Raw genomic sequence first — 21,012 nt, 5'->3', positions numbered from 1 at the left:
GGCCGTATCTTTATTGTTCTTCGCCAAGGGCTATGCTTAGCTACCGCTCGGTTCCGTATTTGATCGTACTCGTCCTCATCCTGTGCACGACGGGCCTGACCGCTCAGGGCCGTATCGGACCGGAAGACGTCCGCGAACGCGATCCGGTACTGACCGACTCGGGGCAAATCCTCTACTTCACCCGCCCGGACCACCCCCGCAACCAGGGTATCGACGACCGGGCCGACATCTGGTTCCGCCAGCGCAACGCCAACGGCAGCTGGGGGCGGGCCCTCAATCCCGGATCCCCCGTCAACTCCTTCGGCGACGACCGACTACTCGGCAGCAGCGTGGACGGGAACCGACTGGCCGTGCTGCGGGAAGGGCAGGGGGAGCCCGCCATTGAGCTCCTGGAGCGCGCCGGCCGCAGCTGGCGCAGCATCGCCCGCTGGCCATTGCCCCAGGACGTCACCGAACTGCGGGAGATCGCCTTCAACGCCACCTCCCAGGAACTCGTGTACGCCCGCCCGAACCCCGCCAACGCCTCCCGGGACCTTTACCTGCGGCGGGCCACCGCCGGCAGCTGGACTACCGCCAAGCCCCTGGCCTGGGTGAACACCTCCGACCACGAAACCAAACCCCAGTGGGCCGCCGACGGTCGTACCCTTTACTTCCGCCGCGGGGCGGGGCAGTGGTACCGCCAGGTCGATCGGGGCACCCCGCCGCAATCCGTAGATATACCCAGCCGTTACCTGCAGTTGGCCGCCACCGACGAGATCGTGGTAGCCACCACCGACGATCTCGGACAGGACGAACGACTAGTCGCTCCCGGCCTGCCGCTGCAGGCGCTCTGCCCCCCCGGGCGGATCAGCTACGGTACCCTGGGCACTCCGCCCCCGGCGGGGACGGCTACCGTGCAGGTGCCTCTGAGTTCGGGAGTGGAAGTGACGGTACGCCCCGACGTGCTCCACCGCTACGCCGTAGTGGTACGCGAGGGAGAGGTGGCCTTTCCGGAAAGTAACGTCCCTGCCCTCACCGACGTGAAGCCGGCCGGTAGCCTGGCCAGCCTGCGGGACATCACCACCGAAAACCGGGAAGCCTACCTGCAGCGGACCCTGGAAGAACGGCAGCGGGAACTGCGGCGGCTGGACCAGCTGCGGCGGCTGCGGTACACCGGCGGCAATGCCGGACCGGCCAGCGCGGAAGAAGAAACCGACGACGTGCAGTGGCTGGCCGCGGATACCCTGCCACCCGCGGACACCTCGGCGAGCTTCCGCGCCCGCTACGCCCGCGAACTCGCGGAACTGGAGCGGATGAAGGCCAAATTCCGGCGGCAGCAGGAAGACCGGCTGCGGGAACGGCAGCGGGGAGAATACCTCGACCTGGGCTGGAGCGACCGCCCGGGAGAACCGGATACCACCGAGTACATCAATACGGATGCCCTGCGCTCCACGGTGCGCTCCGGGCTCTACCCCGACCAGCGGCCCCCGGCCGACAGCCGCCGCCCCTGGGAATACGACGTACGCGGTGCCGCCCCCCAACCGCAGCCCGCCACCACCGAGCTGGACGCCGAATACGCGCGGCAGCAGCGGGAACTGGAAGCCCTGCGGGCACAGCTAAGAGAAATGAATGCCACTCCTCAGCCGCGGCAGCAGGCCCCGGCCCGCCCGACCCTGACCGGGAAGTCGCCCGCAGCACCCGTAGTCGCACCCTCCGGAAGCCAGGCCGCCCGATCAGGCATCACCTTCATCCCGAATACCGCCTACCCGAATTCCGCCGGCTATGCCGCCCTGGAGGCCCTCGCCGGAAGGGTGAGGACCGCCACGCGGGTAGTGGAGATCCGGGTGCATACCGTACCGGGTACCGACCCGCGGGCCGCGCAGTTGCTGAGCGAAGAGCGGGCCGTCACCATCCGCAATTACCTGCGTGAGGCGGGTATCGCCCCGGCCAACTTCCGGGTGATCGGCTACGGGAACCACCAGCCGGAAGGCGGCGAGCGGGTAGAGGTGGTGGAGTAACCTACAATTCGATGATGCGTCCGGAATCGGCGATCTGGAACCGCCGTGCGGTGCTGGCGCTGGCCTGGTAGTCGAACTTCTGTCCGCCCTGCCCCTGTCCGCTCACCTGGTAGATCATCAGGGCCTCGGTGATGGCGGCCGTGGTCTGGGTGAGTTCCGCCCCGTCGTAGCTCGTGCCGGCCAGGATCAGGCGGTCGATTACCTCTTCGGTCTTGGGGTTGAGGGTGACCAGGGTATAGTGGTACTGCGCCAGGTCGGCCCGCCAGTAGACGATGCCTACGTAGTTGTCCGCCTCCGGGAGCCGCAGACAGGCGACGAACTCCGTAAACTCCTCATTGACCTGGGTAGGCTCGATGGGGATGAGGAACTGGTCGATCATGCGGGTGGGCAGAGGGGGCGTCTCCTTGCTGATGCGGCGCACCGTATCCTCGCCCAGGGTGATGGGCAGGCTCAGTTCGGGGAACTGTTCGACAAAATGGGAGAAACGGATGCGGGGAGTATCAGACATGACGGTTCAACTTGGGGGTAAGGGAATACACTGCCGGCGAGCAGTTGGTTGAGGGGGCGGCTGGGGCTTACCGCTGCAGGACCAGGGCCAGGGTGCGCCAGCGGACGACGTTGCCCCGGCGGTCCATGGGTTCCTCCAGGTCAAGGGGGTCGGTCAGGTCGAGCAATTGCCAGCCCTGGCGGAGGAGTTGATCGAGGATCTTGATCGGTGGGTGGTACTGCTCCCACTGCTCCTTTTTCAGGAAATTGAGGGGGGAGACCATCACCACGCGGCCACCGGGCTTCACCGTCCGCCACCATTCGGCGAAGGCGCGGCGGGGATCGGGCAGGCGGTCGATCAGGAAGGTATTGACGAGCAAGTCGAGGCTGCCGTCGGGGAAGGGGAGGGCGGCGGCGTCGGCCAGGGCAAAGTGGAGGTTGGGCAGTTCGTGGCCGGTAAAGGATTCCAGGGGGTAGCCGAAGCGGAGCAGGTTGGCCGATACGCTCTTGCCCGCCGTCCAGTAGTCGCGGCCCTGCCGCAGCATTTGGTAGCTGAAATCGAGGCCGTAGCAGTCCCAGTCGGGGTGGGCCAGGGCCACGTCGCCCACCAGGCGGCCTACGCTGCAGCCGACGTCGGCCACGGCCAGCCGGGGGCCTGAGGGCAACCAGCGGGTAAGGTAATCGGCAAGGGGCTGTAGGGGGTAGCCACCGTGTACGGCGTCGGCCAGGTGAAGGGCGGTCTGCCGGGCTACGAGTTCATCGTACCGCTCATAGACGTCCTGACGGACTTCTTCCTCAGTCTTGCGGTAGTAAAGCGGGATGCCGCGGCGCTCGTCGAGCGGCGGCGGAAGGAGGGAGCCGAAAGCGGACACCTATATCAGGCACTGAAGGAGGTACCGCAGCCGCAGGTATCCTTCGCGTTCGGGTTGTTGAAGGTGAAGCCCCGGTTCTCAAGGCCGGTGGCCCAGTCGATCTCCATGCCCAGGAGGTAGAGGGCGTGGCCGGGCTTCATGAGCACGAGTTCGTCGCCAACGGTGAACTTCTGGTCGTCGCTCTCGGCGAGGTCGAAGCCGAGCTGGTACTCAAAACCGGAGCAGCCCCCGCCCCGCACGCCGATGCGCAGGTGGTGTTCTTCATTTACCCCGAGTTCATTGCGCAGCCGTTTGAGCTGTTCCATGGCGGAAGGGGTGATGGAGATGGGGGTGGTTTTGGTAGTTGACTTAACTTCGGCGCTCATATCGATGAATTACTTTACTGGGCACTTAACAACGGTATTTCCCGCATAGTTGCCCGCGAATGCTGACCCGTGGTGATGCTTAACATTCTTTTGTGGACGGTGCCGGTCCTGCTGGTCGTGGCCCTGGCCTGGTTGCTCGGCACGACCCTGACCCGCTTCCGCGAGGCGATTGCGGCCCTGGAACGGAAGGCTTCGGCACCCGCGGCCCCCGCCCCGGTGGTTGCCGAACCCATCGACCCGGTGGCCCTGCGGCTGCAGGCCTGCGAGCGCTTCACCCTGATGCTGGAGCGCATCTCCGTGCCGAACCTGCTGCTGCGCCTGCCCCCGGACGACGGCACGCCGCCCCGGGAATACCGCGCCGAGCTGCTGCTGGCCATCCGCCAGGAGATGGAGTACAACATCACCCAGCAGATCTACGTGAGCGACAGCCTCTGGTCCATCATCACCCACGCCCGCGACAACATCAGCCTCCAGATCGCCCGCGCGGCGGAGGAGGCCGACTCCAGCCGCCGGATCGCGGAGCGGCTGCGTATGATCAGTGCCCAGCAGGAAGAGAACCCGGTGGCCCTGGCCCAGGGGGCCATCCGGCGGGAAGCGGCCTCGGTGCTCACCCGCTGAAAAGGAAACGGCGCACCCGGATGTACCCGGTGCGCCGTTTCCGACTCGATCAGTTAGCGGATTATACAGCGAAACTCTCTCCGCAGCCGCATTCGCGGGTGGCGTTGGGGTTGTTGAAGGCGAAACCCTTGCCGTTCAGTCCGCCGCTGAACTCCAGGGTGGAGTTGCAGAGGTAGAGAAAGGACTTGAGGTCACAGACGACGGTCTCCCCGTTGTCCTCGAACACCTGGTCCTTCGGCTTCAACTCATTGTCGAAGTCGAGCTGGTACGACAAACCGGAGCAACCCCCGCTGGTGATGGACACCCGCAGGAAGTAGTCATCGGGAAGGCTTTTGGCCTCACGAATTTCGCGCAGCCTTTCCTTCGCGCTATCGGCAACGAAAAGCATAGAATCGAAATTTAGTGGGAAGCGGCGATGGACTCGACGGTCTGTACGCCGTTCTTGGTCTGGTAGTCCTTGATGGCGCCTTTGATGGCGTCTTCGGCGAGTACCGAGCAGTGGATTTTCACCGGCGGCAGGGCCAGTTCTTCGACGATGGCCATGTTGTCGATGGCCAGGGCTTCGTCGACGGTCTTGCCTTTCAGCCATTCGGTGGCCAGGCTCGAGCTGGCGATGGCCGATCCGCAGCCGAAGGTTTTGAACTTGGCTTCGGTGATCTTCTTGGTGACGGGGTCGACCTCAATCTGGAGCCGCATGACGTCGCCACATTCGGGGGCGCCGACGAGTCCGGTGCCCACGTTGGTGCTGTTCTTATCGAGCGTACCTACGTTGCGCGGGTTCTTGAAGTGGTCGAGGAGTTTTTCGCTGTATGCCATTATCTTGTTATTTGAGTTTTTGTCCGGTCGTAGTATAACAGATTGGCGGGCAGCATAGTTGATGCCCGCCAATCTGACTGCCGAGGGGAAGCTGGATTAGTGCTCGGTCCACTCGATGGCGTCGATGTCGATGCCTTCCTTGTACATCTCCCAGATGGGGCTGAGGTCGCGCATGTGGTTGACGCCTTCGGCCACCTTGGCGATGGTCTCGTCGATGTCTTCCTCGGTGGTGAAGCGGCCGAGGCTGAAGCGGAGGCTGGAGTGGGCCAGGTCGTCGCCGAGGCCGAGGGCCACCAGGACGTAGCTGGGCTCGAGGCTGGCGGAGGTACAGGCCGAACCGGAAGAAACGGCGATGTTCTGGTTGAAGGTCATCATGAGGCCTTCACCCTCTACGTGCTTGAAGCTGATGTTGGTCACGTGGGGCATGCGGCTTTCGCGGCTGCCGTTCACGTAGCTTTCTTCGAGCATGCTGGTGAGGGCGTGCTCGAGCTTGTCGCGCAGCTTGCTCAGCCGCTCGGCGTCCTCATGCATTTCGGCCTTGGCGATCTCGGCGGCCTTGCCGAATCCGACGATGCCGGGTACGTTGAGGGTGCCGGAGCGCATGCCGCGCTCGTGGCCGCCGCCGTCCATCTGGCTGGTGACCTTGACGCGGGGGTTCTTGCGGTTGACGAACAGGGCGCCGACGCCCTTGGGTCCGTACATCTTGTGGCTGGTGAAGGCCATCAGGTGGATGCCTACTTCCTTGGGGTCGACGGGAATCTTGCCGACGGCCTGGGTGGCGTCGGACATGAACAGTACGCCGTGCTTGGCGCAGATGTCGCCGATGGCCTTCATGTCCTGGATGACGCCGGTTTCGTTGTTGGCCCACATGACGGAGACCAGGATGGTCTTGTCGGTGATGGCCGCCTCGAGTTCACCGAGGTCGATGAGGCCCTCGCGGTTCACGTCGAGGTAGGTGACCTTGCCGCCCATCTTCTCGATCTTGCCGCAGGCGTCGAGGACGGCCTTGTGCTCGGTCTTGACGGTGATGATGTGGTCGCCCTTGCGCTTGTACATCTCGAAGACGCCCTTGATGGCCAGGTTGTCCGACTCGGTGGCGCCGCTGGTGAAGATGATCTCGCGCTCATCCACGTTGATGAGGTTGGCCACCTGCTGGCGGGCGGTTTCTACGGCCTGCTCGGCGGCCCAGCCAAAGGGGTGGTTGCGGCTGGCGGCGTTGCCGGGGTTCTCGTAGAAGTAGGGTATCATGGCGTCCACTACCCGGGGGTCGGTTGGGGTGGTGGCGTTGTTGTCGAGGTAAATAAGGCGCTGGCCCATAGGTATATATCTTAGAACTTGATCAAATTCGCTCCATGCTAACACCTAGGCATTCGTTTGGTTGCCGGGGGAAAGGTTGGTTTTTCGTCAGCTTTTTCGGGGGGCGAACAGGGCCCGGATGCGGTCGTCATCGCGACGTTTTGGCGTAAGCCCTCGCGCGCTGCAGTACTGCTGGTGGCGGGCTTCAGCCCGGTAGAAGGCCGGGAGGCGCTCGACGTCGGTGGTGGGCTGGAAGCCGTAGTCCCTCAGGGTTTCCAGCATTTTCCGGGCGGTGGCCAGTTGCTCATCCTCCTCCAGGGAGAAGACGGCCGAGCGGTACTGTCCGCGCCCGCGGCCCCGGTTGAACTCGAAGTTGTGGAGGGTGAAAAACTCGGTCAGGAGTGCGCGGGTAGGCAATAGTCGGGTGTCGTAGGTCACGGCGACCACCTCAGCGTGGCCGGTGTCCTTTTCGCAGACCTGCAGGTAGGTCGGGTCCGTCAGGTGCCCGCCGGCAAAGCCGGCCTGGGTGGCGATAACTCCGGGCAGTTGCCGCAGGTGGTACTCCCGACCCCAGAAGCAGCCGCTGCCGAGCAGGAGGGTGGCCCTTCAGGCTTCATCGGTATCGAGGGAGCCGTGCTCGGCCTCGTACTTTTCGCGGGGGATAAATTTGATCGACAGGCTGTTCACGCAGTGGCGGGTATTCTTCTCGGTGAACCGCTCGCCGTGGAAGACGTGGCCAAGGTGGCCGCCGCAGTTGTTGCAGAGGATTTCGATGCGCCGGCCGTCCGCGTCGCGGATGTGCTGAATGGCATTCGGAATCTCATCGTCGAAGCTCGGCCACCCGCAGCCACTGCTGAACTTGTCGTGGCTGTCGTACAGGGGGGCATCGCAGCGCCGGCAGACGAATAAGCCGTCCTGCTTGAAGTTGTTGTACTCCCCGGTGAAAGGCATTTCGGTTCCCTTACGGGCAATCACGCGTTCCTCCTCAGGGGTGAGGGCGTTCCAGTTTTCTTGCGTTTTCATGGGGGAGAAACGTGGTGGGGTGGGTGGTGGTTTGGTGGTTGGCGGGTTGCTGGTGAGCTGGTTTCTGGTTTCTGGTTGGCTTCCGGTGGACGGTTACTCCTCCTTGCTGGTTGGAAAATTTTCTGGTGAGCTGGTTGCTGGTTGGTGCCCGTCGTCGGACGAATGCCCGCCGCTTGCGCAGGGTTCGTCCGACGACTGGTCTGAGGTCTGGTTTCTGGTTTCTGGTTGGCGCCCGGTGGACGGTTTCTCTTCCTTGCTGGTGGGATGATTTTCTGGTGAGCTGGTTGCTTGTTGGCGCCGTCGTCGGACGAATGCCCGCCGCTTGCGCAGGGTTCGTCCGACGACTGGTCTGAGGTCTGGTTGCTGGTTGCTGGTTGGCGCCCGGTGGACGGTTACTCCTCCTTGCTGGTTGGAAAATTTTCTGGTGAGCTGGTTGCTTGTTGGCGCCGTCGTCGGACGAATGCCCGCCGCTTGCGCAGGGTTCGTCCGACGACTGGTCTGAGGTCTGGTTTCTGGTTGGAGCTCAGTGGACGATTTGGTCTTCGTGCTGGTGGGATGTTTGTCTGGTGGGTTGGTTGCTGGTTGCTGGTTAGGGCTCAGCGGACGATTTGGTCTTCGTGCTGGTGGAATATTTGTTTGGGAGGTTGCTGGTTTCTGGTTGCGGACTTATTGCCGGTTCATGGCACCTGCGCACCGCCGCAACAGAATACCTGCCCTTACCCGAATACCGTAGCAGGACGCAAACATGAGATCTCTGACCCGTGTAGCAATGCACCTAGCGAAGAGAGGCGAAGGAGAATGGGCGGCAGTCAGGCAACGCATTGCCGCACCCACCCGAGCGAAGCGAGGGATAAATGCACCGTGATTGACCCCTTATCCCCTTTACCCCTTGACCAATTGGAAGGGCCCAAGCAGAAATGCGAGAATCGGAACCCAGAAGACACACCGCCGCACCCACCTGAGCGCAGCGAGGGATAAATGCCAGCAACTAACGTACTAAAGAACTAACGTACTAAAGAACTTCCCTAAACCTCTTCCACCACAAAATCATAGCTCTCCATGATCACGTTGGCGAGCAGTTTCGAGCAGGCGAGTTCGACCTTGTCGTGGGCTTCCTGTTCGCTGTCGGCGTGGAGCTCCATGGTGACGTGCTTGCCGATGCGGACGTCGCTTACCCCTTTGAGGCCCAGGTTGGGGAGGTTCTTGACAACGACTTTGCCCTGGGGGTCGAGGAGTTCGGCCTTGGGCATGATGTTGATGTGAGCTTGGAACTTCATAGAGTAGTCGGCTTGGCGGGGGGTGGGGGGTACGCCAGGTTAAGGATGATGTAGACCACGACGATAAAGGGGAAGGCCGAGGTCCACAGTAAGATCAGCAGGCAGATTGCCAGGAGCGCAAAGATATACCGCGTCTCATTTCCCGCCCACCCGAAGCCGTGGAGCTTGAAGGAAAACATCGGATGTTCGCTCACCAGCAGGTAGCTCATCACCAGAATGGAGGGGTAAAGGACGAGGGGGTTGAGCACGTAGGGCGCCCAGTTCTGGTCGGTGGCCACGATGAGCATGAGGCCTACGGCGTAGACCGTGCTGGTGGGGGTGGCCACGCCGATAAAGTTATCCGTCTGCCGGGTATCCAGGTTGAATTTGGCCAGCCGCAGGGCGCTGAACAGGGCCACGATGAGGGCCGGGGCGGCGTACCACGACCAGCCGATGGGGGCTTTCAGGGCGAGGGGCCAGTCGGCCACGGGGGCGGGTGCCGGGTCCGTCGGCAACTGCAGCAATACATAGTAGATCACCGCCGGTACCACCCCGAAGCTGACCATGTCGGCCAGGCTGTCGAGTTCCTTGCCGTGGTCGCTGCTGACGTTGAGGGAGCGGGCCACCAGTCCGTCGGCGAAGTCGAACCAGCCGGCCGCGAACAGGAACCAGAAAGCCGGGATGAACTGCAGGTCGAGCACGCAGACGAGGGCCGCACAGCCGCAGAACAGGTTGAGGAGGGTTACGAAGTTGGGGATCCAGGCTTTCACGGCCGGCAAGTTACTAGTTAAAGGTTTGTTAGGGTCGGGACAGTTTACCAGCGCCAGGGCGTACCTAGAGCGTCCTTGAAAAAGTTATGATAGGGCTAGCTTTGACACTATGAATCGTATTTACTTCCTGCTGCTGGGGCTACTTGCCGCCGGTGCCGTACTGGCGCAACCCGCCAACGACGACTGTGGTTCGGCGATTCGCCTGCCGATGACGCTGAGCTACTGCTCCGGCCCCGAGGCCTTCACCACGGTGGACGCCACCCCGTCGCTGCAGCCGGAGGGCTATCCCATCTGTATCGACGAGCGCGACCAGATCAAGGACGTCTGGTTCAGCTTCGTGGCCCAGCGCAATTCCGTGGCCATCCAGGTCATCGGCAACGAGAGCGGCAACCGGCGCGGGAGCCTCACCGCCCCCCAGTTCGCCCTCTTCGAAGGGGACTGCAGCAACCCCAACGGCGTGGCCTGCCGCTCCACCTTCGTAGCCGGCAACAATACCCCGAACAGCGGATCCCTGATTTACAACCAGCTGCAGCGCGGGGCTACTTACTACATCCTGGTCGGCGCCCGGGCGGACCGTTCCGGCACCTTCGAACTCTGCACCGAGCAGTTCGACGCCCCGCCCAGCCCCAGTGGCGACTGCGAAACCGCGGTGGTACTCTGTGACACCTCTTCCTTCGCGGTCGACTTCCTGCAGGGACGCGGCAACCGCAACGACGACCTGTTGTCGGGCAACGTTGCCTGCCAGGGCCCTCCCGGCGAAAGCAACTCCGCCTGGTACAAGTGGACCTGCGACCAGCCGGGTACCCTCACCTTCGACATCACCCCCCTGGGTTCGGCCTTCAATGAGGACATCGACTTCGTACTCTACGAACTCACCGACGGGCTCGAGAACTGCGGCCGCCGGGAGGTACTGCGACAGATGTTCTCCGGGGAGAACGGCGGCGACCCGAACAGCAGCATCCCCTGCTTCGGGCCTACCGGACTCGGCAACCGGGAATCCGACGTGACCGAAAACTGCGGCTGTTCGCCGGGCGACAACAACTACGTCCGCTTCATCGACATGGAGGCCGGCAAGTCCTACGCCCTGGTGATCATGAACTTCACCGGCTCGGGCGACGGATTCGAGATCGACTTCGGCGGCACCGGTACCTTCCTCGGCCCGGAGCCCAACCTGACCTACAGCACCACCGAAGCCTGCGTGGGTGAGGCGGTGACCTTCCTGGACCGGTCTACCTCGGTCGACGGCATCGAGTCGTGGGACTGGGACTTCGGACCCACGGCCACCCCCCGTTTTGCCAGCGGTGCCGGACCCCACGACATCATCTTCTCCGAGGCCGGCAGCCCCGCCGTGACCCTGGCCATCACCAGCTCCCGCAACTGCATCGAGTACCTGACCATGAGTGAGGTGGAGGTGGTCTGCTGCGAAGACCAGTTCAGCGGGCAGGCGGCAATTTCCAACGTCACCTGCGCCGGGGCCATGGACGGGGCCATCGACTTCACCGGCAGCAGCAGCGTGCCGGGCGCCACCCTGGCTTACGCCTGGAGCACCGGGGCCACCACCCCCTCGATCAGCAACCTGGACGTGGGAGAATACAGCGTAACCCTGACCGACGGATCCGGCTGCGAGGCGGTCTACACCTACCTCGTGGAAGGATCGGCGGCCTTCGTATTCGATACCCTCATCACGCGGCCCGACTGCGCCGGGGGAACGAACGGCGCCCTGGAATTCACCATCCTTTCGGGGGGGGCGGCGCCCTATGAATACAGCTTCAACGGTGGCCCCTTCTCCTCGGATAACCGGATCAGCAACCTTGCCGTGAGCACCGTGGCGGTGCGGGCCCGCGACGCCGAGGGGTGTGAGGTGGCGCAGGACATCTTCGTTGATGAACTCCAGCTGGAACTACTGGCCGGGGCCTCCACCTTCAGCGAGCCCATTTGCAACGGGGAAGCCAGCGGCCGGATCACCATCGAGCTGGCGAACGGGCGGGCACCCTTCCGCTATGACTTCGGCGACGGTTTCCAGCCGCAAAACGAAAGGGGGGGATTCGCCGCCGGCAGCTACCCGGTGAGCGCGGTAGACCAGGACGGCTGCACGGCCGACTTTGAAATCACCCTCACGGAGCCCCCGGTGCTAACGGCCGACCTGCAGGTAGACAGCATCAGCTGCTTCGGTGAGGCCGACGGGGCCATCCTGGCCTTTGCCGAGGGAGGACGACCGGGCTATACCTACGCCTGGCAGGACGGAGTGCAAGGCAACTTCCGCGAGCAGACCGACGCCGGGACCTATACCCTGGAGCTGACCGACAGCGTGGGCTGCACCATCACCGAATCGGTTACCCTGACCAATCCGGAAGAAATCGTGGCCACCATCATCGACCGCGAAAACCTGAACTGCTTCGGCGACTCTACCGGGACCTTCACCCTGACCGCGGCCGGGGGAACGCCGGAGTATACCTTCAGCGCCGACGGAACCGACTACCAGTCCGACCCCCAGCTGACGGACCTGCTGGCCGGCAGCTACACCCTGTACGTCCGCGATCGCAACGGGTGCCAGGATAGCCTGGCCGGAGCCCTGACCCAACCCGAGGAGTTCATCGTCCAGGCCGGGCCGGGCGCGCGCTTGTTTCTAGGGGAGGATACCACCCTGCGCGTGACCAGCAACTACTTCCCGGTCACTTACAGCTGGGGGCCCGACAGCGTACAGTGCCTTACGCCTGACTGCTCGCGGGTGAGGGTGATGCCGCTGCGCTCGGAGGACATCTTCGTCACTGGCGTAAATGAAACCGGCTGCGTGGATACGGCCTTCGTGGCCTTCACCATCATCGAGGACCTGCGGTCGTTCCTGCCCAACGCCATCTCTCCCAACGGCGACGGCAACAACGACAACTTCACCATCTTCGGGAACCGCGCCATGGCCAACGTGGAGCAACTGCGCATCTATAACCGCTGGGGCGGACTGGTCTACGAAGCCCCCGAGCCCTTCCCCGCCAACGAATCTTCCCTGGGCTGGGACGGAACCATCAATGGGGAGCCCGTCAACAGCGGGATATACGTGTACTACATCGAGGTCAGCTACATCAACGGGAGGCGGGAAGGCTACCGGGGCGACGTGGCCGTGATCCGCTAAGCCAATCTACCCTGCCATGCGTCCGCTGCTGCTTGCCCTGCTTTCCATCGTGCTCCTCTCCGGCTGTCCGCGCAGTTCGCTCGGCGAGCGGCTGTTCGACATCAACTACCCGGTCATCAACTTCACGATCCCGGCCGGCCAGCCCTCCTTCCAGACCTTCGTGGTGGCCCAGCCCCGGTTGGAGACCCGCTTCCAGGAACAGCTGGATGCCTCGGGCTTCACCGCCGACGACGTGGACCTGGTGGGCGGTATCCGCGCCAGGGTAACCAGCCTGTCGGGGGAGGACTTCCGCGAGATCGAGCGCATGGAACTGCGGGTGTGCCCGGTTTCCAGTCCGAACGGCTGCACCTTCATCGACCTGATGTTCAGCATCGACGACCTCGGCGGGCGACGGCAACAAACGGTGAACCTTAATCCCGGAGAAAAGAACTTCCGCAACGTATTCCTCGAAAACGAAGAAGTCCGCATGGAACTCGTAATCACTCCTTTTGACGTCACTACCCAGAACATCGATGCGCGACTGGAATGGACGATTGGTGCTGTGGGAGGGTTGTAGGGACAGTTGCTCAGTACGGCAGTAGCGCAGTACAATAGTACGGCAATGCCGCAGGACCGTGATGCAATCATACGTTCTGCTGTGCTGCTGTGCTCCCACACTGCAAAAACTGCCGTACTGAAGAACTACCGTACTGCTAGACTGCCGTACTACCGTACTGAAGAACTACCGTACCAAAGCCAATCTCATCCGCTTGATCCGGTCCTCAAGCTTTTCGGAGGAGATGCGTTCCCGGAGCCGGTCGACAATGAGGGCAAAACTGAACGGGGTGGCCTTGGGTGGAGTCTGGAACAGGATGTGTTGGGAATTTATTCGTTCCAGGGCACTGCGCAGTCTGGCTTCCTGTAGTTGGAAGGTCATGATCTCGTCGTAGGCTTGCTGGAGGAGGAGGTTATTGGGCTCGTAGTCGGAGAATACGTCGAAGAAGAGCTGGGAACCGCTTTGCAGATGCTTCTCCTTCTTTTGTTTGCCGGGGTAGCCTTTGAAGATCAGTCCCGCGATGGCGGCAATGTCGCGAAAACGGCGGCGGGCCATTTCGGTAGCGTTGATGCCCGCGTTGAGGTCGGCGGTAAGTTCGGTGGTGTTGAAGAGGTCGCTGCCGAGGGCTTCCTCGATCGGGATGGGCTGGTCGCTCAGGAGCTCGAAGCCGTAGTCGTTCATGGCGATGGTGAAGGTTAGGGGCGCGAACTGGCTGATGCGGTAGGCAATCAGGGAGCTGAGACCCTCGTGGATCCCGCGTCCTTCGCAGGGGTACATCAACAGGTGGTAGCCTTCCCGGTCGTGGAAATATTCGATCAGGAGCTCGTCGGGGGCGGGGACGGCGCTGCGCTGCGCCTGGATGTCGCGCAGGGGGGCCAGCTTGGCGAGTTCGCGGTCGTGGTAGTTCTCCCGCTTCAGGTCGCCGAGGGAGAGGCGCAGGAACTCCGACAACTGGCTGGAGAGCTGCATTCGCCCCCCCTTCCAGCTGGGTACCTTGCCCTTTTTGGCATTGCTGCGCTTGACGAGGGCTTCCATCCCCTTCACCTTGACGAACTTCAGGCTGCGGCCGGCGAACCAGAAGGTATCCCCGGGCTTCAGGCTCGAAATGAAGTACTCCTCGATGGTGCCGATGTAGCCGCCCGAGAGGTACTTGATCGTCAGGGTAGTTTCACTCACGATGGCGCCTATGCTCATGCGGTGCATAGTGGCCACCCGTTTGCTTTCCACGCGGTAGACGCCCTCTTCGTCGCGGATCACCTTGTGGTATTCGTCGTAGGCGCCCAGGCTGTTGCCGCCGGTGGTGATGAAGTCCAGGCACCAGGCGAACTCATCGTCCGAGATCGAAGCGAAGCAGAAGGTGCCCCGGATCTCTTCCAGCACCTCCCGCCGCCGGAACCCGCCGCCCACGGCCAGGGTCACCAGGTACTGCACGAGCACGTCGAAGCTGCGCAGGTAGGGGATGCGGCTTTCGATCACCCCCCCGTCGATGCAGCGGCGCAAGGCCGAGGCCTCCAGCAGCTCCATGCTGTGAGTAGGGACGAAGTGGATCACGCTCCGGGCCCCGGGCTGGTGACCGCTGCGGCCCGCCCGCTGGAGGAAGCGGGCCACCCCTTTGGGGCTGCCGATCTGGACGATGGTTTCCACCGGCCGGAAGTCTACCCCCAGGTCGAGGCTGGAGGTACACACCACCGCCTTGAGGGTGCCTTCGTGGAGGGCGTCCTCTACCCAGTCGCGTAGTTCCCGGCTGATGCTGCCGTGGTGCATGGCGATGGCGCCGGAGAGGTCGGGGTCGGCGTCCAGCAACCGCTGGTACCAGATCTCGCACTGGCTGCGGGTGTTGGTGAAAATGAGGGTGGAGCCGGAAGCGTAGATGATGGGGATCACCTTCTCGAGCAGCTTGATGCCCAGGTGGCCGGCCCAGGGGAAGGTCTCGATTTCGTCGGGTAGCACGGTGATCATCTCCGTTTCCTTGGCGTGGCGGGAGCGAACGATCACGCGCTGGGCCGCCGCTTGCTCGGGTATCAGTACCTCCAGGGCCTCTTCCATGTTGCCAATGGTGGCCGAAATGCCCCAGGTGCGGAAGGCGTCGCCGCGCAGCCCGCGCAGTCGGCTCAGGGCCAGTTCCACCAGCACCCCCCGCTTGGTGCCGAGGAGCTCGTGCCATTCGTCGGCCACCAGTACGCGCAGGTCGCCGAAGAACTTCTCGTAGCCCGCGCTGGCGATCAGCAGGTGGAGGCTTTCGGGGGTGGTGATGAGGATCTCGGGCGGGGACCGGCGCTGCTTGCCGCGGTCGGATGAGGACGTGTCGCCGGAGCGGATGCCCACCCGCCACCGCAGGCCCAGGTCTTCGATGGCGCGCTCGGCGGCCGACTGTATCTCGCGGGTGAGGGCCCGGATCGGGGTGATCCACAGCGCCCGCAGCCCGTTGTTGGCCCGCCCGGGGTCGTCGGGGTGCTCGGCAAGGAACTCGAGGAGGATGGGCAGGATGAGGGAGTAGGTCTTGCCGCTGCCGGTGGGGGCGTTCACCAGTCCGCTCTTGCCCGACAGGTAGGCGGCCCAGGCTTCCTGCTGGAAGGGGAAGGGCGTCCACCCCCGGGTGGTAAACCAGTCGGTGCCGCGGCGCAGCAGGGGAGCGTGGGGTTGGGTCGTCACTCCCGTTCTAACGTAAGCGGGGCGGGGTGGTTCCCGACCGAGGCATTCCCCGGGGGTTACTTCCCGCAGCAGGCTCGATAAACGGAATGGGTGCCTCCGGCGGCGGACATTATTTGCGGGTATACGCCATTGGGGAATACCTTATTTATTCACCTATGCGAACCGCCGGCACCGGCCGGTTCAGTCAATATCCACCCATACCCATGATATACCTGAAAGAAGAGGTCTCCAACCTGCCCGACCAGGGGCTGGCCGGACTCAAAACGGCCCTGCAGACGGCCCTCGAGCTGGAGCACGCCACGATACCGCCTTACCTGTATGCCCTGTATTCCCTGCAGCCGGGCTTTAATCAGCGGGTAGTTGAAATGCTGCGCTCCGTGGTACTGGAGGAAATGCTGCATATGTCGCTCTGCTGCAACCTGCTGAACGCCATCGGGGGAGCGCCGGTACTGAATGCCCCCGACTTTCTTCCTGTATATCCTGGCCCGCTGCCGGGGGCCGTTGCCGGCGTGGAAGTACCCCTGGCCCCGATATCCAACACCCTGATCAAGGAGGTATTCATGGAAATTGAGGAGCCGGAAAACCCCCTCAGCTTACCCCTGGTCCCCGGCCCGCTGACGATCGGACAGTTCTACGGAAAGATCAAGCGGCAGCTGGAGCAGCTGTCCCACGGGGCAGACATCTTCACCGGCGATCCGGGCCGGCAACTCACGGTGGGCTGGTCGGGGAACGAACTCATCGCCGTCCGCGACCTCAATACGGCCCTGCAAGCCATAGAAACCATCGTGGAGCAGGGGGAGGGCACGACCACTTCCCCCTTCGACGGCACCGGAGAACTGGCCCACTACTACCTCTTCGAATCGATCTACAAGGGATACGAATACCTGCCCCCAACGGACCCCTCCCGCCCGGCGGATATTGGCGCGCCGATCTGCCTGGACCGGGCCGGCATCCGCAACCTCATTACCAATCCCACCCCCACCCAGTACCAGGGCACCCCCGCCGAACCCCTGAACCTCGCCTTCAACCGCACCTACACCGAACTGCTGGAGGCATTACACGCCACCTTTAACGGCCAGCCCACGAGGATCTTCGGGAGCATCGGCATGATGCGTCAACTCCGTACTGAGGCAGAAGACCTGGCCCAGGTCCGGTTAGCCGACGGCACCTACGCCGGGCCCACCTTCACCTGCGTGGCCTGATTCCCGCGCTTACAGGGCCGGCAGCAACACCGGGGGAATGCCGGGGTTGGCCAGCCGCATCAGGTAGTGGGCCATTCCACCGAGCCCCAGGAATAATCCGGGGTCAATGGATCGCCGGCGCCGGTCCGTGGCGAACGCCACGAGATCCGGCTCGTAGCGCGGGGTATCTTCCAGGAAGGAGAGTTCCGGCAACGCACGCCGGCGCAGGGTAAGCAGGATGTCCAGGTTGCCGACCAGCCCGTGGCAGAGGCAGGAGGGCAACTCCCGCTCCGGATGCTCGCCGGCCACCGCGGAGCTGAGGGTGCGGGCCGCCACGGTGAGCTCGGACAGGTAGTCGCGGTCGCCGGTGATCTCGTAGGCGCGCAACCGCGACAGGGCGATGCCCCCCGCACCGTGGCACCAGGCGGTCTCGCAGGGCGGGGGGGTGTGGCGAAGGGTATCCGCCGAGGCGTAGTGCCGCAGGTCGTACCAGTTGCCGGCGTCGGTGTCGAAGTACTGCCGTTCGTAGCGGAAGGCCTGGCCGGCCAGTTCCTCCAGCCACGTCTCATCGGTTGCGGCGTGAAGTTCGCACAGGGCCCAGCCGATGCCCGCGTTGCCGTGGGACAGCCCCGTGAGGGGGAGTTGGTCGCCGGCGGTTTTCCAACTTACGGCCCCGGAGTCGGGATGGCGGATCGCGGCTTCGTGGAGGCCCTCCGCCGCTGACAGGCCAACCCGTTTGGCCGGTTCGCCCAGTACCGGGGCCACCAGGGCCGTCGCCAGCACCGTGCCCGCCGCTCCGGTCATGAGATCGTATTCCTGGCCCACTGGCAGGGCGGCGAGTCGCTGCAGCAGGTCTTCCGCCCGGGCGCGGAGGACTTCGTCCCAGAGTACCGAATGCCCGTAGACTGCCGCGTAGAGCAGGCCCGCCCAGCCGTTGTAGAAGCCCGGGCGATGTTCCGGGGCGATGTCGTCGGCGTGGTCGAGGGCGTAGTGCAGACAGTGCTTCGCGATCTTCCGGTGGTGGCGGCGGCCGCCCACCCGGTAGGCGTTGAGGTAGGTGATGGCCATGCCCGCCATGCCGGTGTAGAGGTCGGGGCCGATCACGCCGATCTCGGGGTCGAAGGCGTTCTGGGTCTCCAGCCAGATGATGCGTTTGGCGTCGGCGATGCCGTCCTGTTCGATGTCGTCGACGAGGTAGTTAAGCGGGGTGAGTAACGGACTGCTGGCAATGGTGAGCATAAGGATCGGTTGTGGATGCGTTGAGGTAGGGGCGGTGGAGGTCCAGGGCGGCTCGGGTGAAGGCCGCCTGAATCGCGCGGACCTTCAGGGCGGGATTATCGGAGGTGAGGGCGGCCACGATGCCGTGGGCGATGACCTGGCAACGGTGGTGACCGAAGCTGTCGCCGTTCTCCGGGTCGTCGGCGGCAGCTACCCCGGAGGTGAGGCGGCAGGTCAGGGCCGGGGTAACATCGCGCAGGTAGCCCCGGCGGCCGGCTTCGAGCAGTCGGGGGAGGAGGAGCTCCAACAGGGTGGGCAGGTTGCGGCGGGGGAAGTAGAGCACGGCGCTGTCGCAGCGGTTGAAACCGGTGCCCGCGTTGGCTACCTTGAAGTCGAAGGGCAGGCGGCGCTCGTTCAACAGGGTAGTCACCAGCTGCATCATGGGCCCGGCACCGGGGTAGCTCACGTTCAGGTAGAGGCGCGACAGCGGGGCATCCATGGGGAAGGGTACGTCGCTGTGGGCCACGTAGAAACCCTGGGACCGGCCGAAGGACCCGTGCGGCAGCGTCACCACCACCGGACGGGTAGGCGGGGCTTCCGGTACGGTTACCCGCAGGCCATCCTTCTCGACCACGGTGCCGCCGTCGGGGGAGGTGGCGGGCCCCACGTAGCGCCAGTCGGCCTCGCGGCGGCCCCGACCGGCGTTGGCGGCGTGGAGGAGGTCGGCGATGCTGGCGGCGGGCATCGCGCTCAGCCGGCTGTTGTAGGAGCCCCACAGCACCGGCGCTCCGGCGCAATAGAACAGCTTGTACAGCAGACCGGTAACCGTATCCACCAGTTCGGATTGGTTCAGGATCGACCCGTCGTCGGTGTAACGCAGCATCTCCGGGGCAACCACCTCGTCGAACCAGCACAGGGAAGGGCCCCGGAGGGTGACGGCGGCGGCAACGGCGGAGAGCCACGGGGGTTCCATATCAGATCAGGGTTGAGGCGTTGTGGAAAGCGCCGGTTTTACGGGTCAGGGGGATACCCAGAATGTGGACCCAGGCCTCCAGGGGGTGGGTGCAGAACTTGCGGCCGCACTCCAGCAGCATGACCGACTCCCGGGTGGGTTCGTTGGAGCGCTGAGCGTACTCCAGGGCCGATTGCAGCAGTTTCAGGCCGATCATGTTGGCCACCAGGGTGATGGTCCGTAGCCGGTCGCCACCAGGGGCGGATTCCCGGGACCGGTAGGCCTCCCAGAAGGCCCCGATGAGCCGCTGGAAGTGGGTGATGGACACCGCCGCTTCGGGTTCCCGCAGGGACGATTTGCCGAGCACCCACAGCTGGACGTAGCTCTCGAAGAAGGAAACCAGGTCCCAGAGGGCGTAGCCCGGGGCGCAGAGCTCCCAGTCGATGAGGTAGACCTTCGAAGGCGCCCCTTCCTTCCCGGATTCGGGGGCGTGGAGGACGTTGTTGAGGCGGAAGTCGTTGTGGCAAAGGGCGTCGACTTTCCAGCTTTCCGCCACGGTGCGCATGGCGCGCAGTAGGGTGTCGTCGGTCTGGATGAGGCGGGCCAGGTGAAGGATGCCGCTGCTTTCGGTAGCGAGAATGTGAACGGGCGGGGCGTCGAAGCGCAGGATCCAGGGCCGGGGGGAGTCCATTGCCAGGTCGGCGAAGGCCGTGGGGTCCAGTCCGTGCAGGTAGTGGAGGATTTCGCCCGACTGCCGGCCCAGGTGGGGGTGGGGGGCCTCCCGCAGCCGGTGGTGGTCGTAGAGGGTGTGGCCTTCTATCCACTCCAGCACCAGGATTTTCCGGTCGGGGTCGTAGTCGATCACCCGGGGCAGGTGAGTGAGCAGCGGCGTGGCGGCGGCGGCCGCGGACAGGGCCGCGTATACGGCGGCCTCCCGGGTGATGCTGTTGTCTTCCGGTTGCCTGGCCAGTTTCACCAGGCAGGACCGGCGGGGCGTGCGGACGCTGAAGGAAAGGTTCTTCCGTTCGAAGGACTGCACCTTCACGCCGTGGTCGATGATCTCCGCGGCGCTCAGAAGCCCCCGGGTGATCAGGAGGCTGACGATGTCCCGGCTACTGTGTGTCAAGGGCAGAACCAGTTTTTGGTCCAGGGCTTGGGACAGATCACGGTACACACCAGGGTACACACCACAGTAACGCGGCAGGCCGACTTGGTGCAGAGGTACTTGGTGGCCAGGGTGATGGTGCGGGTGATGGTGGGCGTGGCCGGGGTGAAGGCAATCAGGTGGCTGTCCGCGGAGGGGTACTGCCCCGAGGAGGCGGTCATCAGGGCTTCCTCCAGGAAGTCGGATTCCACCTGATCGCGGGTTACCCGAACCACTTCCACTTTCACGTTCTTGTCGAAGTGCAGGATGCTCAGTTCGACGCCGGTGTCGTCCTTGGTGCGCTCGCGGGAGGTAATGTGCTTCGTGGGCAGCATCACGTAGGCGTCGAGTTCGTAGTTGAGGTACACCTTTACGCGGCCGTCCTCCTCTTCCCCGACGATGCCGTGGATAACGATGTGGTCGCGGCCGCCGCCCCGGAGGTCCTTGTCGGAGAGATCGGGTTTCAGGTCGACATTCTTGCTGGATGATCGCTTGGCCATGGCATACGGGTGTTGGGCACCGGGGCGACCGGCGCTGGACAGGTGATGGTGTATGTGGTTTTGTATGGGGCGGAGAAAAGGGTAGGACGGGCTGGTGTGCACGCCCTGGGATGGCTCACCCGGATTGTTGGGGGGTAAGCATATGCTGTTTTGTCTAATATACGCCCCGTCACCCGTAATAGCAAGGTTGGGCGGGGTTGTGTT

Annotated in this window: 20 protein-coding genes; 5 read left to right on the top strand and 15 right to left on the bottom strand. The window is 63.8% G+C overall.

The features are described 5' to 3' along the window. Positions 1–59: 59 nt before the first annotated feature. Entirely contained in the window at positions 60–1,997 is a 1,938-nt protein-coding gene (locus tag CGL56_RS11550; protein ID WP_167641676.1) for an OmpA family protein, read from the top strand. 1 nt (position 1,998) lies between these two features. Here the strand turns inward: CGL56_RS11550 and CGL56_RS11545 are convergent, their stop codons facing one another. The 3 genes from CGL56_RS11545 to CGL56_RS11535 form a co-directional block, all read right to left on the bottom strand. Next, a complete protein-coding gene (locus CGL56_RS11545) occupies positions 1,999–2,505 on the bottom strand; it encodes a hypothetical protein (protein WP_099106714.1) in 507 nt (168 codons plus the stop codon). Between the two features lie 67 nt (positions 2,506–2,572). Next, positions 2,573–3,355: a class I SAM-dependent methyltransferase gene (locus CGL56_RS11540; protein ID WP_099106713.1), complete on the bottom strand. Its 783-nt coding sequence runs from the start codon at positions 3,353–3,355 to the stop codon at positions 2,573–2,575. A 5-nt stretch (positions 3,356–3,360) separates the two neighbouring features. Next, entirely contained in the window at positions 3,361–3,720 is a 360-nt protein-coding gene (locus tag CGL56_RS11535) for a HesB/IscA family protein (RefSeq protein WP_099106712.1), read from the bottom strand. A gap of 75 nt (positions 3,721–3,795) precedes the next feature. Here CGL56_RS11535 and CGL56_RS11530 point away from each other — a divergent pair, with 75 nt between their 5' ends. Further along, positions 3,796–4,338, top strand: a complete 543-nt coding sequence (locus CGL56_RS11530; protein ID WP_143470700.1) for a DUF7935 family protein — start codon at positions 3,796–3,798, stop codon at positions 4,336–4,338. A 61-nt stretch (positions 4,339–4,399) separates the two neighbouring features. Here CGL56_RS11530 and CGL56_RS11525 read toward each other — a convergent pair whose 3' ends face one another. The 7 genes from CGL56_RS11525 to CGL56_RS11495 all read right to left on the bottom strand — a co-directional run bounded on the left by CGL56_RS11525 (position 4,400) and on the right by CGL56_RS11495 (position 9,499). Then, positions 4,400–4,726: a HesB/IscA family protein gene (locus CGL56_RS11525; protein WP_099106710.1), complete on the bottom strand. Its 327-nt coding sequence runs from the start codon at positions 4,724–4,726 to the stop codon at positions 4,400–4,402. 11 nt (positions 4,727–4,737) lie between these two features. Beyond that, complete coding sequence (gene iscU, locus CGL56_RS11520; protein WP_099106709.1) at positions 4,738–5,154, bottom strand: Fe-S cluster assembly scaffold IscU; 417 nt, start codon at positions 5,152–5,154, stop codon at positions 4,738–4,740. 96 nt (positions 5,155–5,250) lie between these two features. Continuing rightward, complete coding sequence (locus CGL56_RS11515; RefSeq protein WP_099106708.1) at positions 5,251–6,471, bottom strand: IscS subfamily cysteine desulfurase; 1,221 nt, start codon at positions 6,469–6,471, stop codon at positions 5,251–5,253. 87 nt (positions 6,472–6,558) lie between these two features. Beyond that, complete coding sequence (gene msrA, locus CGL56_RS11510; protein WP_099106707.1) at positions 6,559–7,044, bottom strand: peptide-methionine (S)-S-oxide reductase MsrA; 486 nt, start codon at positions 7,042–7,044, stop codon at positions 6,559–6,561. Positions 7,045–7,056: 12 nt separating this feature from the next. Continuing rightward, positions 7,057–7,473, bottom strand: coding sequence for a methionine-R-sulfoxide reductase (locus tag CGL56_RS11505; protein WP_099106706.1), 417 nt, complete (start codon positions 7,471–7,473; stop codon positions 7,057–7,059). Between the two features lie 1,025 nt (positions 7,474–8,498). Continuing rightward, entirely contained in the window at positions 8,499–8,750 is a 252-nt protein-coding gene (purS, locus tag CGL56_RS11500) for a phosphoribosylformylglycinamidine synthase subunit PurS (protein WP_099106705.1), read from the bottom strand. Beyond that, positions 8,747–9,499, bottom strand: a complete 753-nt coding sequence (locus CGL56_RS11495; protein WP_167641677.1) for a CDP-alcohol phosphatidyltransferase family protein — start codon at positions 9,497–9,499, stop codon at positions 8,747–8,749. Before CGL56_RS11495 ends, purS begins: the two co-directional genes overlap by 4 nt. Before the next feature lie 109 nt (positions 9,500–9,608). Here CGL56_RS11495 and CGL56_RS11490 point away from each other — a divergent pair, with 109 nt between their 5' ends. Further along, complete coding sequence (locus CGL56_RS11490; RefSeq protein WP_099106703.1) at positions 9,609–12,626, top strand: T9SS type B sorting domain-containing protein; 3,018 nt, start codon at positions 9,609–9,611, stop codon at positions 12,624–12,626. Between the two features lie 16 nt (positions 12,627–12,642). Then, entirely contained in the window at positions 12,643–13,182 is a 540-nt protein-coding gene (locus tag CGL56_RS11485) for a hypothetical protein (RefSeq protein WP_099106702.1), read from the top strand. 165 nt (positions 13,183–13,347) lie between these two features. On the opposite strand, the gene CGL56_RS11480 is transcribed toward CGL56_RS11485, so the two are convergent. Beyond that, positions 13,348–15,813: a ligase-associated DNA damage response DEXH box helicase gene (locus tag CGL56_RS11480; protein WP_245851973.1), complete on the bottom strand. Its 2,466-nt coding sequence runs from the start codon at positions 15,811–15,813 to the stop codon at positions 13,348–13,350. A 203-nt stretch (positions 15,814–16,016) separates the two neighbouring features. Between CGL56_RS11480 and CGL56_RS11475 the strand changes: the two genes are divergently transcribed. Continuing rightward, positions 16,017–17,015, top strand: coding sequence for a ferritin-like domain-containing protein (locus CGL56_RS11475; protein WP_167641678.1), 999 nt, complete (start codon positions 16,017–16,019; stop codon positions 17,013–17,015). 9 nt (positions 17,016–17,024) lie between these two features. Here CGL56_RS11475 and CGL56_RS11470 read toward each other — a convergent pair whose 3' ends face one another. Genes CGL56_RS11470 through CGL56_RS18250 form a run of 4 tightly spaced genes read right to left on the bottom strand, consistent with a single transcriptional unit; the run spans position 17,025 to position 20,808 of the window. Further along, positions 17,025–18,233: a lanthionine synthetase LanC family protein gene (locus tag CGL56_RS11470; protein WP_099106700.1), complete on the bottom strand. Its 1,209-nt coding sequence runs from the start codon at positions 18,231–18,233 to the stop codon at positions 17,025–17,027. Continuing rightward, a complete protein-coding gene (locus CGL56_RS11465; protein ID WP_099106699.1) occupies positions 18,193–19,185 on the bottom strand; it encodes a T3SS effector HopA1 family protein in 993 nt (330 codons plus the stop codon). The genes CGL56_RS11470 and CGL56_RS11465 overlap by 41 nt, the downstream gene beginning before the upstream one ends. A gap of 1 nt (position 19,186) precedes the next feature. Further along, entirely contained in the window at positions 19,187–20,290 is a 1,104-nt protein-coding gene (locus CGL56_RS18255) for a phosphotransferase family protein (protein ID WP_167641679.1), read from the bottom strand. Continuing rightward, positions 20,287–20,808, bottom strand: a complete 522-nt coding sequence (locus CGL56_RS18250) for a hypothetical protein (RefSeq protein WP_167641680.1) — start codon at positions 20,806–20,808, stop codon at positions 20,287–20,289. The genes CGL56_RS18255 and CGL56_RS18250 overlap by 4 nt, the downstream gene beginning before the upstream one ends. Positions 20,809–21,012: the final 204 nt, after the last annotated feature.

It is taken from the genome of Neolewinella marina (assembly GCF_002631205.1).
Classification (GTDB): domain Bacteria; phylum Bacteroidota; class Bacteroidia; order Chitinophagales; family Saprospiraceae; genus Neolewinella; species Neolewinella marina.
Note: the sequence above shows the minus strand (reverse complement) of the source record. Positions and strands in the feature narration are given on the sequence as shown.